General features: G+C 60.6%; 21 protein-coding genes. 14 read left to right on the top strand and 7 right to left on the bottom strand.

All coding sequences use genetic code 11. The features are described from left to right. Positions 1-7: 7 nt before the first annotated feature. From petE to DXY33_RS07835, 5 genes are all read left to right on the top strand, one after another. Entirely contained in the window at positions 8-367 is a 360-nt protein-coding gene (petE, locus tag DXY33_RS07855; RefSeq protein ID WP_038555756.1) for a plastocyanin, read from the top strand. Positions 368-500: 133 nt separating this feature from the next. Continuing rightward, on the top strand, positions 501-878 hold the full coding sequence (locus DXY33_RS07850) for a c-type cytochrome (RefSeq protein ID WP_115132429.1): 378 nt from the start codon (positions 501-503) through the stop codon (positions 876-878). Further along, complete coding sequence (locus DXY33_RS07845; RefSeq protein ID WP_244275939.1) at positions 875-1,162, top strand: Nif11-like leader peptide family natural product precursor; 288 nt, start codon at positions 875-877, stop codon at positions 1,160-1,162. The genes DXY33_RS07850 and DXY33_RS07845 overlap by 4 nt, the downstream gene beginning before the upstream one ends. Then, positions 1,162-1,563, top strand: coding sequence for a hypothetical protein (locus DXY33_RS07840; RefSeq protein WP_115132428.1), 402 nt, complete (start codon positions 1,162-1,164; stop codon positions 1,561-1,563). The genes DXY33_RS07845 and DXY33_RS07840 overlap by 1 nt, the downstream gene beginning before the upstream one ends. A gap of 19 nt (positions 1,564-1,582) precedes the next feature. Then, the gene (locus DXY33_RS07835) at positions 1,583-1,861 is read left to right on the top strand and encodes a hypothetical protein (protein WP_244275937.1); all 279 of its coding nucleotides are present in this window, start codon (positions 1,583-1,585) and stop codon (positions 1,859-1,861) included. On the opposite strand, the gene DXY33_RS07830 is transcribed toward DXY33_RS07835, so the two are convergent. Beyond that, positions 1,862-2,071, bottom strand: coding sequence for a hypothetical protein (locus DXY33_RS07830; RefSeq protein WP_115132426.1), 210 nt, complete (start codon positions 2,069-2,071; stop codon positions 1,862-1,864). A 144-nt stretch (positions 2,072-2,215) separates the two neighbouring features. On the opposite strand from DXY33_RS07830, the gene clpB reads away from it, so the two are divergent. Further along, positions 2,216-4,804, top strand: coding sequence for an ATP-dependent chaperone ClpB (gene clpB, locus DXY33_RS07825; RefSeq protein ID WP_115132425.1), 2,589 nt, complete (start codon positions 2,216-2,218; stop codon positions 4,802-4,804). Here the strand turns inward: clpB and DXY33_RS07820 are convergent. Beyond that, a complete protein-coding gene (locus tag DXY33_RS07820) occupies positions 4,790-5,266 on the bottom strand; it encodes a 6-carboxytetrahydropterin synthase (protein WP_115082067.1) in 477 nt (158 codons plus the stop codon). The genes clpB and DXY33_RS07820 overlap by 15 nt on opposite strands. Positions 5,267-5,333: 67 nt before the next feature. On the opposite strand from DXY33_RS07820, the gene hisIE reads away from it, so the two are divergent. After that, complete coding sequence (gene hisIE, locus DXY33_RS07815; RefSeq protein WP_115132424.1) at positions 5,334-6,002, top strand: bifunctional phosphoribosyl-AMP cyclohydrolase/phosphoribosyl-ATP diphosphatase HisIE; 669 nt, start codon at positions 5,334-5,336, stop codon at positions 6,000-6,002. On the opposite strand, the gene DXY33_RS07810 is transcribed toward hisIE, so the two are convergent. From DXY33_RS07810 to DXY33_RS07800, 3 genes are read right to left on the bottom strand one after another with little or no spacing between them, the layout of a single operon-like run. Continuing rightward, positions 5,999-6,655 carry a L,D-transpeptidase gene (locus tag DXY33_RS07810; protein ID WP_115008835.1) on the bottom strand — a complete coding sequence of 219 codons (657 nt, stop codon included), beginning with the start codon at positions 6,653-6,655 and terminating at the stop codon, positions 5,999-6,001. The genes hisIE and DXY33_RS07810 overlap by 4 nt on opposite strands. Before the next feature lie 46 nt (positions 6,656-6,701). Continuing rightward, complete coding sequence (locus DXY33_RS07805) at positions 6,702-7,367, bottom strand: peptidase (RefSeq protein ID WP_115132423.1); 666 nt, start codon at positions 7,365-7,367, stop codon at positions 6,702-6,704. Continuing rightward, complete coding sequence (locus DXY33_RS07800) at positions 7,367-7,858, bottom strand: DUF2214 family protein (protein WP_011363983.1); 492 nt, start codon at positions 7,856-7,858, stop codon at positions 7,367-7,369. The genes DXY33_RS07805 and DXY33_RS07800 overlap by 1 nt, the downstream gene beginning before the upstream one ends. A gap of 180 nt (positions 7,859-8,038) precedes the next feature. Here DXY33_RS07800 and DXY33_RS07795 point away from each other — a divergent pair, with 180 nt between their 5' ends. From DXY33_RS07795 to DXY33_RS07775, 5 genes are all read left to right on the top strand, one after another. Next, on the top strand, positions 8,039-8,965 hold the full coding sequence (locus DXY33_RS07795; RefSeq protein WP_115132422.1) for a sigma-70 family RNA polymerase sigma factor: 927 nt from the start codon (positions 8,039-8,041) through the stop codon (positions 8,963-8,965). 68 nt (positions 8,966-9,033) lie between these two features. Beyond that, positions 9,034-9,399: a YkvA family protein gene (locus DXY33_RS07790; RefSeq protein WP_115132421.1), complete on the top strand. Its 366-nt coding sequence runs from the start codon at positions 9,034-9,036 to the stop codon at positions 9,397-9,399. 38 nt (positions 9,400-9,437) lie between these two features. Continuing rightward, positions 9,438-9,758, top strand: a complete 321-nt coding sequence (locus tag DXY33_RS07785) for a hypothetical protein (protein WP_114988339.1) — start codon at positions 9,438-9,440, stop codon at positions 9,756-9,758. An 86-nt stretch (positions 9,759-9,844) separates the two neighbouring features. Continuing rightward, entirely contained in the window at positions 9,845-10,039 is a 195-nt protein-coding gene (locus DXY33_RS07780; RefSeq protein WP_115132420.1) for a hypothetical protein, read from the top strand. Positions 10,040-10,044: 5 nt separating this feature from the next. Continuing rightward, the gene (locus tag DXY33_RS07775; RefSeq protein WP_114988340.1) at positions 10,045-10,539 is read left to right on the top strand and encodes a phosphate-starvation-inducible PsiE family protein; all 495 of its coding nucleotides are present in this window, start codon (positions 10,045-10,047) and stop codon (positions 10,537-10,539) included. Positions 10,540-11,022: 483 nt separating this feature from the next. On the opposite strand, the gene DXY33_RS07770 is transcribed toward DXY33_RS07775, so the two are convergent. Continuing rightward, on the bottom strand, positions 11,023-11,544 hold the full coding sequence (locus tag DXY33_RS07770) for a Nif11 domain/cupin domain-containing protein (protein WP_115132794.1): 522 nt from the start codon (positions 11,542-11,544) through the stop codon (positions 11,023-11,025). Between the two features lie 90 nt (positions 11,545-11,634). Between DXY33_RS07770 and DXY33_RS07765 the strand changes: the two genes are divergently transcribed. Further along, positions 11,635-11,868 (top strand): DUF3136 domain-containing protein, encoded by a 234-nt coding sequence (locus DXY33_RS07765; RefSeq protein ID WP_114988622.1) that lies wholly within the window; start codon positions 11,635-11,637, stop codon positions 11,866-11,868. 19 nt (positions 11,869-11,887) lie between these two features. Further along, positions 11,888-12,244 (top strand): c-type cytochrome, encoded by a 357-nt coding sequence (locus tag DXY33_RS07760; RefSeq protein ID WP_115132419.1) that lies wholly within the window; start codon positions 11,888-11,890, stop codon positions 12,242-12,244. On the opposite strand, the gene DXY33_RS07755 is transcribed toward DXY33_RS07760, so the two are convergent. Next, positions 12,220-12,489 carry a YciI family protein gene (locus tag DXY33_RS07755; protein WP_115132418.1) on the bottom strand — a complete coding sequence of 90 codons (270 nt, stop codon included), beginning with the start codon at positions 12,487-12,489 and terminating at the stop codon, positions 12,220-12,222. The two genes, DXY33_RS07760 and DXY33_RS07755, sit on opposite strands and share 25 nt — an antisense overlap.

Below are 12,489 nucleotides of genomic sequence, written 5' to 3'. Positions count from 1 at the left end.
CACTTTCATGCGCTCCGTCATCCGCACCATTGCAGCCGCCTGCTGCGCCTTCCTGATGCTGATCGGCCTCAACGTCGGCAGCGCTCAAGCCGCCACTGTTGAAGTGAAGCTCGGCACCGATGGCGGCATGCTGGCTTTCGAGCCGGCCACCGTGAACATCAAGGCCGGCGACACCGTCAAGTTCGTCAACAACAAACTGGCTCCTCACAACGCAGTTTTCGAAGGCCACGACGAGTACAGCCACTCTGACCTCGCCTTCAACCCCGGCGAATCCTGGGAGGAAACCTTCGCCACCGCTGGCACCTACGACTTCTACTGCGAGCCCCACCGCGGTGCTGGCATGGTCGGCAAGGTGATCGTTGAGTGATATCTGGATTTCTGAGGAAATCTCTGAACATCTCAAACTGAACTGAAAGCCCCGGGCTGTGTATCAACCACAGTCCGGGGTTCTTTTTTTTGCCGGCAACGATGGATAGCTTGGGGCATTGAGGGGGGTTGCGATGGCACGCCTATCAGGCCTGATGCTGACGTTGCTGTTGATCGTTGGCGCAACAGGCCTGCTGTCTGCTCCGGCGATGGCGATCGACACGATCGAAAGCTCCGCCTTGGAGCGAGGGGAGCAGATTTTCAACAGCAACTGTGCGGCTTGTCACATGGGGGGCGGCAATGTGATCCGCGCCAACAGAACACTGAAGATCAGAGACTTGAACGACCATGTGGAGGCCTACTCCAGCTCCCCGCTAGAGGCCCTGGAGCATGAGATCGAGGATGGGCTGAATGCCATGCCCAGCTATGCCGACAAACTGAGTGAAGAGGAGATCATGGCGGTGGCCACCTACGTGGAACAACGGGCCGAATTGGGCTGGTCCAGGCGATGAGTCGTGAAGCTCTTCGCGATTTTTTGCGGGCTGTGGAGCACCACCAGGGCTTGCGGCGTGATGCAGCCCAATGCCGTGATAACGATCAACTGTTGGCCCTGGCACGCCGCCACGGCTTCAATGTGATCCAGCGGGATCTCTGCGACGACGCCCGCGAATCAGCCATCACCAGTTGGTTCGAAACCAGCCGAATCCAGCGCTCGTTTCAATCACCACCCTTCCAATCAAATCCCTCGCAATCAACAGCCTCCCAATCAACAGCCCCGCAACCACCAAAGACCTGATGGCCGTTGTCACCCTGCTCAGTGATTTCATCGACGGCACCAGCATGGCCCTGGCGGAAGACACCGACGCCGCGGATCTGAACGCCTTCATGACCGCCAATCAAGGCCGGCTCTGGGCGAGCGTGCAGCAGCGCCGCCGGCAGCGGCAGCAAACCATCGAGCGGCGAGGTCCGGGAACGGTCTACTTCGCTGCTGACGCCCCAGGGGCTGCGGCCGTGGAGCGCTACCTCGCCAGTGACACGGGCTCAGCTGAGGAAGCAGCAGCGCTGCAGGCCATGCGGAGCGCTGGGGTGGAGATCGCACCCCATGTGGGAGCAGACCGTGAACGCGATGTTCTGCTCAACGGCCGGTTGAAGGACCTAACGGCCCAGGCCAAGGCCAAAGCCAAGGGCTTTGGTTGAAGCCATGGGCGATGCATCGATGACGCTTCCTGAGAACCCGCTTGGCCTGCAGAGTTTTGACGAGCTGGTGGAGTGGACCGTGTCCTACCTCCACTTCAAACACGCTCTGGAGGTGATTGCCCTCACCCCAAAGGTCGCAAGGTCGTATCTCGATCGCTTCAGCGCGTTCAGCAGCCGCTATGCAACGGAGATGAAAAAACAGGACATCCTTGAAGCCCACCTCCCCAAAGAGATGCGGGAGAGCATCGAAGCCGAAAACGCTCACCGCGCGCTCCTACGGGAGCTGCTCAGCGGCTGATCAAGCGGCGGACTGGGCCTGCTTGGCCGCCTGCAACACAGCCAGATAGAGATCCTCGTCAATTTCCCGGATGTCGTACTCAGTGGGTTTCACCCCATGGTGGTGCTCATGCACCACCATCCAACAGCTGCGTTCCAGCTCACCGCCAGCCGTTGCTGCCAGCGCCAAACCCTGCTGGACGAGGGAGTTCACCAGCGGCTGATCAGGCATGGGCATCCAGGAGTTCGGCAAACTCTAAAAAGACACCACGGTTTGCCGCCCCCTGGCGTGAGGACCGATCCCAAGGCTTCGGTTTGCCCCCACTGAAGACGGAACAAGCCCCATACGGTGAACCCAGTTTGAAACGCATCCGAGATGCAACCCACGGCGGAACAGTTCACTGAACAAGCCTGGGCCGCCATCGTCGCCGCCCAGCAACTGGCGCAGAGCGCCAGGCATCAGCAACTTGAAACGGAGCATCTGCTGCTTGCGCTGTTGCAGCAGAACGGTCTGGCTGGACGCATTCTCAGCAAAGCAGGGGTCGACATTGGCACGTTCCAGGCGGCCGTCGACAACCATCTCAGGCAGCAGCCCAGTCTTGGCTCTCCACCGGAATCGGTGTTTCTGGGACGCTCCCTGAACAGCTGCCTGGATCGCGCCGAAACAGCCCGCGATGGATTCAGTGACAGCTACATCGCCATCGAACATCTGTTGCTGGCCCTGGCCGACGATGACCGCTGCGGGAGGCAACTGCTCAGCCAAGCGGGCGTTGACACCAGCAAACTCAACGAAGCCATTACAGCTGTGAGAGGCAACCAGACGGTGACCGATCAGAACCCGGAAGGGACCTATGAATCGCTTGAAAAGTACGGACGGGACCTGACGGCCGCCGCCCGTGACGGAAAGCTAGACCCGGTGATCGGTCGCGACGAGGAGATCCGGCGCACCATCCAGATCCTCAGCCGGCGCACCAAAAACAACCCCGTGCTGATCGGCGAACCAGGGGTTGGAAAGACCGCCATTGTTGAGGGATTGGCGCAGCGCATCGTGAATGGCGATGTGCCACAGGCCTTGCAGAACCGTCAACTCATCGCGCTCGACATGGGAGCCCTGATCGCCGGTGCGAAATACCGCGGTGAGTTCGAGGAACGGCTCAAAGCTGTGCTCAAGGAGGTCACCGCCTCGGAAGGCCAGATCGTGCTGTTCATCGATGAAATCCACACGGTGGTGGGCGCTGGCGCCACCGGTGGAGCCATGGATGCCAGCAATCTGCTCAAGCCGATGCTGGCCCGGGGGGAACTGCGGTGCATTGGCGCCACCACCCTCGATGAGCACCGCCAGCACATCGAAAAAGACCCCGCCCTGGAGCGTCGCTTTCAGCAGGTGCTGGTGGATCAACCCACGGTGGAAGACACGATTTCAATCCTGCGGGGTCTGAAAGAGCGTTATGAGGTGCATCACGGCGTGCGCATTGCCGACAGTGCCCTGGTGGCAGCGGCTGTGTTGAGCAGCCGCTACATCGCCGACCGCTTTCTGCCGGACAAGGCAATCGATCTGGTGGATGAATCAGCCGCTCGCCTGAAGATGGAGATCACCTCCAAACCGGAGGAGATCGATGAAATCGATCGCAAGATCCTCCAGCTGGAGATGGAGAAGCTCTCCCTCGGCCGTGAATCCGACAGTGCCAGCCAGGAGCGGCTGCAACGGATCGAGCGGGAACTGGCGGAGCTGGGGGAACAGCAAAGTTCCCTGAATGCCCAGTGGCAGCAGGAGAAAGGCGCAATCGATGAGCTGTCTTCGCTCAAGGAGGAGATCGAACGGGTGCAGCTGCAGGTGGAACAGGCCAAACGCAGCTACGACCTCAACAAAGCGGCGGAACTGGAATACGGCACCCTGGCCTCGCTGCAGAAGCAGTTGCTCGAACAGGAAACCCAGATCGCCTCAGAGGAGCCAGGCGAGAAAGGCTTGCTGCGGGAGGAGGTGTGTGAAGACGACATCGCCGAGGTGATCGCCAAGTGGACCGGAATCCCTGTGGCGCGGCTGGTGCAGAGCGAAATGGAAAAGCTGCTGCAGCTGGAGAATGACCTGCATCAGCGGGTGATCGGCCAGCACCAGGCCGTGACCGCCGTGGCGGATGCGATTCAACGCTCCAGGGCTGGCCTGAGCGACCCGAATCGCCCCATCGCCAGCTTCCTGTTTCTCGGCCCCACCGGTGTGGGCAAGACGGAACTCTCCAAAGCCCTCGCCAACCGGCTGTTCGACAGCGACGACGCCATGGTGCGCATCGACATGTCGGAGTACATGGAGAAGCACACCGTGAGCCGTTTGATCGGGGCACCTCCCGGATACGTGGGCTATGAGGCAGGTGGCCAGCTCACCGAAGCGGTGCGTCGTCGGCCCTACGCCGTGATCCTGTTCGACGAGGTGGAGAAAGCCCACCCGGATGTGTTCAACGTGATGCTGCAGATCCTCGATGACGGCCGTGTCACCGATGGGCAGGGCCGCACCGTGGACTTCACCAACACCGTGCTGATACTCACGAGCAACATCGGCAGCCAGTCGATCCTGGAGCTGGCCGGCGATCCCGAGCAGCATGGAGCGATGGAAAGCCGGGTGAATGACGCTCTCCGGGCCCATTTCCGGCCGGAATTCCTCAATCGCCTCGACGATCAGATCATCTTCCACAGCCTCAGGCGGGAGGAACTGCGCCAGATCGTCACCCTTCAGGTGGAACGTCTGCGCCAGCGGCTGGCTGAGCGCAAGCTGGAGCTCAGCATGAGCGATGGGGCCGCCGACTGGCTCGCCAATGCCGGATATGACCCCGTCTACGGGGCACGACCGCTGAAACGCGCTGTGCAGCGGGAACTGGAGACACCCATTGCCAAAGCAATCCTGGCGGGTCGTTACAGCGAAGGGCAGGCGATCAGCGTGGAGCTGGAAGCGGACGCGTTAGCCCTGCGCTGAAAACCAGGCGGGAACAGCGCTGTAGGTGGCGGCATTGCGGCTGTTCTCCCGCGCCTCCACGCCAAAGCAACAGGTGCGACCGCCGTCCCGCTCCCGCAGCAGCTCATTGGCCCAGGTCCAGATCAAGGCCGCCGTTGCCTCCATGCCTACGTTCTCCATCACGCGGAGATCAATGGCCTGGAGGTCATGCAACCGCTGCCATTCCGCCAGCAGTGGATCGTCGGCATTGACCAGAAAGGTGTGGTCGAACTGCTGCCTCAGGCGTTCTTCGAAGGGGCGAAGGCTGGAAAAATCAACAACAAACCCGCAGGCATCCAGCTCCGTTGCGGCGAACCAGAGGTTGAAACTGCGGCTGTACCCATGCACGAAGCGGCAATGGCCCTGGTGGCGCCACTGCCGGTGACAGCAGGGATAGCCGCTGAAGGCTTTGCTGCAGCTGTAGGGGGTCGGAGAAACGAGCAAGGGGTGAAAACGCGGAATGGAGCACGCTGCGGGAAGATTCAGGCGTTGCCCGAATGTCCGAGGCCTGATGCAGCCCCTCAGCCCCGCCTTCATTGACCAACTCCGTTTTAACGAAGCGGGGCTGATTCCAGCTGTGGCCCAGGACTGGCTGGACGGGGCGGTGCTGATGGTGGCCTGGATGAACCGGGAGGCCATCGAAGCCACCCTGCGCAGTGGTGAAGTGCATTACTGGAGCCGCTCACGCCAGGAGCTTTGGCACAAGGGGGCCACCAGCGGTCACGTTCAAACGATGCGGGAGATCCGCTACGACTGCGATGCCGACGTGCTGCTGGTGACCGTGGAGCAGGCTGGGGATGTGGCCTGCCACACCGGCTCCCGCAGCTGTTTCTACGAAAACAGCGATGCACGAACCACAGGTGGCACCGAGGCCCTAGCGCCACCAACGGATGCTTGCACCGAACTGTTCCGGGTGATCGAAGGGCGACGCGAGAAACCGGAAGAGGGCAGCTACACCAACAAGCTGCTGGCGGGGGGAGACAACAGCATCCTCAAGAAAATCGGCGAGGAGAGTGCTGAATTCGTGATGGCTTGCAAAGACGACAATGCCGCCGAGATCGCCGGCGAAGCGGCGGACATCATCTTCCACATGCAGGTGGCCCTGGCCCATCACGGCGTGAGCTGGCGGCAGGTGCAGGAAGTGCTGGCCGCACGTCGTGGTGCCCCGCGCCGGCACTAAGGCAGACAGGGGCTGTCGCTGCTGATCACAACTTCATCGCCAAGCTCCACGGTGTCCAACAACACCCCCATGGTGAGCTTTCCGGCGTTGATGCAACCGCCAGTCACCGCCTTGCCGATCCGGGACTCGTCATTGGTGCCGTGAATGGCGAAGCTGTACCAGCGGAAGACGCCGTCGTAGGTGTTGAAACGGAAGGGCTGATCGGTGGCGGGCACAGGAGCCAGGCTGATGTAGCCGACGCCGTATTCCCCGGTTTCCCCATCACCTTTGAAGTCAATGGAGTTCATGTTGGTGAAGAGGCTCTCGCGCAGCTCCTCTTCTGATTTGCCGGATTGCTCCACCAGTGCGGGATCCATCTCGAAGCGGTCGTTGCTGAGGATGGCGTTGACCTGAAAGGTTCCAAGCGGAGTGATGCCCTCTTCAAAGGTGGTGCCTTCACAGGCAATCCCATGACGACCATGGCCAACGGTGAAACGCAACGGCCCCTCAGCACGATCCAACACACCTTCACTGGCTGCTGGATTGCTGCCGTCCAGCTGAATCCGAATCGGTGCTCGAACCTGTGGGTTCTGCTGGGGCAGGCTGTTGTTGGAACGACAACCCACCAGACTCAGCAGCAGACCAGCCAGCGCCAGAGAACGGACCAGGTGCATCGATCAAGCATGACTGCCGGCAGCATGCCGCGCCCGCATGGTGACGTCACTCAAGTGATTCAGATTCGGCCGGTTCGATGGGCTTCCGAAGCGTTGAACCGAAACGGGTGGTCTGCTGCATGACCCACGCCAGCGTGAGGCGATCCCGCTGCGATGGCACCAACACCGGACGCTCGCCCTGGCTGATCGCCAGAACATCAGTAGGAACCGAACTGTGGCCCCAGAGGCCAAAGGCATGACCCAGTTCATGCAGAGCGGTGGCCTGCAGTGCTTCCGCTCGCAGCCCTGGTGACACCATCACCTTCACCAGGGGTTCAAGCCTTCGGCGGCCCTGGCGCTGCACGTCCACAACCTGAAGTTGTGTGCGTCCGTTGCTGGCGCGCCACACCCCAGCCACCTGCCGGCGGGCCGGACGCTGCCGATGAATCAACACGTTCGCCTGGTCCGGATTGTCCACCAGCGTGAGCGGAACCAGTGCACGCCAGGTGGTCAGCGCCGATGACACTTGATCAAGCCAGCGTTGGTCCCAGCGGTTGGCCGGCGTGGCGGCGGCGGGCTGAACCCACACGCACCAGTGCTTCAACACCGGAGGGCCCATGGAGGTGGTGGCGATGGAGGAGGCATAGCCCGGCCTTTGGCCTGGAGGCTGGCGTTCCAAAGCCACCTGCAGGGTTCGAACCTGCTGTTGTGGAGGACAGAGCTCGGGCTGCATCAGGCGGCGGGAAGACCCACACCGCGGGCCATCAGGGTCGCCATCAACGGAATGCTGGCGAAGCCGACCAGTTCAATGTTGATGATCCATGCCAGACGCTTGGCCAGGGCTTCGCTCACCTTCGGCAGCTCACCCTTGCGCAGCGGAATCGCCCAGAGGATGTAGGTGATCGTGGGATACAGCGACAGGCCTCCCACGGAGAGGTACAGACCAACCTTCCACCAGAACAGCGGATTCTGGGTGTAGAACTCAGCCCCTTGGCCGAAGTGGATCACCCGCAGGATCCCACTGACCAGAAGAGCCAGAGCAGCGATGCCATAAACGATGTCGGTGATCACCATCGCCGTGGCTTCCTGGCGATTCGGATCCGCTTTGATCAGCTTCCGCTCCAGCACCAGAGCGCCAAAGCAGAGCATGAAACTGAGGTAATGAACGTAGGCAACGCCGGCGTTTTTGGCGATGTCGGACGTGAGAGCGACGGCCAGGGGCATGGGCGTGGCGGCGGAAGGTGCGGCGACCTTAGCCACCCAATTGAATTAACAATGAAAGATTCACTTCAGTAACAGGAAGAAAGAGTGAAATAGCGCACAAAGTATTAATTCGGGAGTCTTTATTATGACCGCCAGAAAAAAACACTTTGGTTCTAGGTTCAATTCAGCCGTATCGTCATGATGACGAGTTCTCTGAGTGCTTTTCTCGGCGAAATTGGTCGCCATCAACTGCTCACTCCAGAGCAGGAACTCATGATGGGGAGGAAGGTTCAGGCGATGGTCGCCATCACAGAACGCTGTCATCTGGCTGGCGGGAGTGGCCCAGCCTGTGAGTACAGCGATGAAGAAAAAGGCGTGATTCGCCGTGGTGAACGGGCCAAGAATCAGATGATCACGTCCAACCTTCGTCTTGTCGTCAATCTGGCCAAGCGTTATCAGGGCAAGGGCCTGGATCTTCTCGATCTGATTCAAGAGGGCACCCTTGGCCTCACCCGAGCCGTTGAGAAATACGACCCCACCCGCGGCCATCGTTTCTCCACCTATGCCTACTGGTGGATTCGACAGGGGCTGAATCGAGCGCTCTCCACCCAAAGCCGCACGATTCGCATTCCCGTGAATGTGAACGAAAAGCTCACCAAATTGCGGGCTGCCAAGGCACGCTTGATGCAGCGCAATGGCCTCAGCCCCAGCGGAGAGCAACTCGCGGAGTTCATGGAGATCCCCATCGCTGAGGTGGAAGATCTGCTGGCCTGTGAACTGCGCAGCGTCACCGTGAGCCTGCAGGGGGTTGTGAAATCGAAATCGGATCCTTCCGAGCTGGTGGATGTGCTGCCAAGCGAGGAGCTCCCGCCGCTGGAACGGGCCGAGATCGCTGAACGCACCGCGTCCGTGTGGTCTTTGCTGGCCAAAGCCAATCTCACCCCGAAAGAACACACCGTTGTGACCCTGCGCTTTGGGCTGGATGGCACCAACGAATGGCCCACCCTTGCCGAGGTGGCACGCCACATGAACTGTTCACGGGAGTATTGCCGTCAGGTGGTGCAGCGGGCCCTGCGCAAACTGCGCAAGACGGGCATTCAAAGCGGACTCGTGGAATCCACACCCTGAAGATCGGCACGACCCGCTGGCGTCTTGCGGAGGAACTGGGGAGAGTGGATCCAACCAGTTCCCTCCGCATGACTGACCAGGCTGCGCGAACCACCGTTGAAGCGGATGTGCTTGAAGGGGAGGTGATCGACGAAAACCTGCTGCGGCGCCTGTTGCAGCGGACCGGCAGAGGTCTTGCCGCCCCAGCCCTGGAAGGCCTGGAGTTGATGCTTGACCCCGGAACCCCCTCAGCCGCGCGGCTGACGATGCTCGCTGCCCTGAGTTATCTACTGATGCCGGCCGACCTGATTCCAGACCTGCTGCCGGTGGCCGGTTTCAGTGATGATCTGGTGGCGCTGACGGCCATGGTGGGTCTGTGGAGCAATCACGTCACTCCAGCCATCCGGATGCGAGCTCGCCGCAAACTGGATCGCTGGTTTCCCCTGGCGCACTGAATCGCTGAACTGAAACCGCTGAACTGAATCGCTGATCAATGTCTGGCTGGACCCCTGAATTTGAAGCGGATCTCACTCTGCTGCTGAAGGACTGGTTGAAGCAGCAAGGGCGCACCCAGGCCGACCTGCGTCGAAACCTGCGCGCTGTGTCGACCCGAATGCCTGCCCTGCTTGAGGTGCTGGAGCGCGAACACAACATGCGTGGACTGGCTGGACTGGCTGATCGGCTCTGCAGCGTTGAAGCCGAATGGCATGGCCAGCCTTCCAGCGAACCTGCCGGTGTGGCGACGGCCGACGACGATCCGTTCGGGCAACTTGATCTGCTTTTGCAGGAAATTCGAGACGACTGCACCGATTAACGGCCGACACGGGCAAAGTGGTGGCTCAGACATCGCCCCGATGACGCGAAATAACCTCCTCAGCGCCTCCGTTCTGTTGATGAACGGTGTTCGGCGTCGCCTCGGCCCATTCGCAAACCGAGGGGTGGCTGCGGGGACCGGGTAGCGCCACGGGCAAAGACAGCAAGATCGAAGCCGATTGCATCAAGGCGGAGGATGGCTCCGTCACCTGCGACACCAAAGTGGTCAACCCAGCCAGCGACACCAAGGCTCGCCCCTACTACAACCCCTTCAACGACTGAAGCCCGTGAGTGAACCCACGCGTTCCAAGAGAAGTTTTCTCGGTTTCGTTGATGCAGGTGAGCGCGAGGTCGCCCGACTGCTCACCCTGATCACGGCCGTGGTGATCAGCGCCGCCATCATCCAGCTGATTGTTTCCTTGGGCTCCAAATTGCTGACTGGGTCAGCGGCGACGTGGTTGGGCGATGACCTGATCAAGATTCTTGGCGATCTGCTCACCGTGTTGATCGCGCTGGAGGTGCTGCAAAACATCACCAGTTACCTGAGGCGCCACGTGGTGCAGATCGAACTGGTTCTGGTCACCGCGCTGACGGCTGTGGCTCGAAAGGTGATCGTGCTGCCCTCCGGTGCTGAAAACAAACCCCAGCTGCTGGTGGGCCTCGGGATCGCAGTCGTCTCACTTTCAGCGGCTTACTGGTTGGTGAAGCGTGCGAACGCCACTCCCTCCCGCAAACGACTGGGCCGCGGAGGATCAGCCAACAAGCTTGATTTCCAGGACTGAGCTTTAACGAACAAAAGGAAGGCCGCCCTTCCCGATGGAAAGACGGCCTAACTCGCTCGTTTGCGCATGGCAATCGACCTCAACTTCAGTGTCTGATGCCTTGGAAAAACGCCTCCAGCAATGGAACTGAGACAGGAAGATCGAAGCGTCTGGCTCAAGGCACCCTGGGGCCATCGGGTCCAGGTGTGAAGCGGCTCTCCTGCAGGGCACCTACGAACGATGCAGAGGGGAGTCGACTGGCTTGACGCTCTTCGTTGTCGCGCCAGACGAATCGCTTACGAATGGGTGGAAACTGTTGGAGCAGGGGCCAGCAAGTCAGTCTGCTTCTGGGGCTTGCTCAGGTGGAGTGTCGGCCGTCATGGGCTCCTCCGATCTCGATGCAGTCACTCTCGTCAGCGATCCGACCGAAGGCAATCAGCTGTCGTGCTCATTGCCTTTTGGGGGCTGCACGGGCCATCGTGGAAGTGGCGTGCCTCGCCGGGCTTAAGCAGCATCCCAGTGCAAGGCCAGCCACAGGGTTCCTGGATCGGGATCAGTGCGCTCGACCCGGTGGCGTTGATGGGGCGAAAGCAGCAGATGATCCCCTGGACTGAGATCAACAATCCGATCGGGGTTCTGCAGCGCAACACAGGCACTCCCCCGCAGCACAAGCACCCATTCGTGATCGCACTGATCCATCCATTCGTCACGGGGGGAGCTGAAGCCGTTGGAGGCGATCAACAGCAGCCTCCATGTTTCGGCAGACGCCAACACCTGGGTTGATTCCTCACCCGGTGAAGGGCACGGGGTCGCCAGCAGGTTGGCCTCTCCCCCCGGCCGATGGTCACGCTCACCCCAGCGCCGACCGATGTCGAACCCCCAGGATCGGGCCAACTGAACAACCTGGTTGTGGTCCGCACAAGCCGCCAGTGTTTCGCGGCTGCTGGAGTCGTTCCGCACACGCTCCGCAAGGGCCTGAAGTTGGGAGATCTTGCTGAGGAAACGGATCAGATCCTGTTCCGCCACGGGGACCACCGCACAACTCCAACGGTGATCCTGACAACAGACCAATCAGGGGATCGACGCAAAAGTCAGAAGATCCTGACCTTCTGTTTCATGCCGTCCGCAACCAAGGCACTCACCATCGGAGATCTGGAGGCTGGATTCTCGACCTACTGCCAGGCCCTGCGTCGCCTTGTGGCCGATGGACGCGACCTCAACGCCATTCGCCGGACGGTTTGCTGGGACTACCTCAACCGATTGCACACCTCGCTTCCGAAGGATTATCGCTCTCCCGATGAACTGATCCAGCGGTTCCAGAAGGAGGCATCACCTGCTCAAGCAGACTGATCCAAGCCACATCATCCCTGTGCTGAGCCACCTCCTGCGCTGCTGCATTGGTGCGTTTCTTGTTCTGATACTGAGCCTTGGATCAGCCGGCGCTTCGCTGGCTGCCGGGTCTGACGCCAGCGCCGGCGCCCTGTTATTCGAACAGCACTGCGCGGGATGCCACATCAACGGTCGCAACATCATTCGCAGGGGGAAAAACCTGAAGCTGAAGACCCTCGAGCGTGAGCAGATCGCAACTGTGGACGCCATCGCAGACATCGCCCGGGAAGGGCGAGGCCAGATGAGTGGTTACGCCGATGTTCTCGGGAGCGATGGAGATCAGCTCGTGGCTGAATGGGTGCTCATGCAAGCTCAGAACGCCTGGACCCAGGGATAAACCTCGAGCGCCGTCCAGATCCCCTGCTTCCAATAGATGTCGTCCTCAACCAGCCTGCGGACGACGTCGATGCTGTCGGCCTCGAAGATCCCGAAAACATGGGTGCTTCCCTCGGTGGGTCCGAGCGTGACCAGCGTTCCCTGCTCTTTCAGACTTTGGAGACGAGCAAGGTGCTCATCCCGATAGGGAGCACGCTTCTCAAGAGCATCCGCGCAGTAAATGCCCCACAAAACGAAACGTGCCAT

The sequence above is a fragment of the Synechococcus sp. N26 genome, from assembly GCF_900473975.1.
Classification (GTDB): Bacteria; Cyanobacteriota; Cyanobacteriia; order PCC-6307; family Cyanobiaceae; genus Parasynechococcus.
The sequence above is the reverse complement of the archived record's forward strand: the minus strand, read 5'-3'. Positions and strand labels throughout refer to the sequence as shown.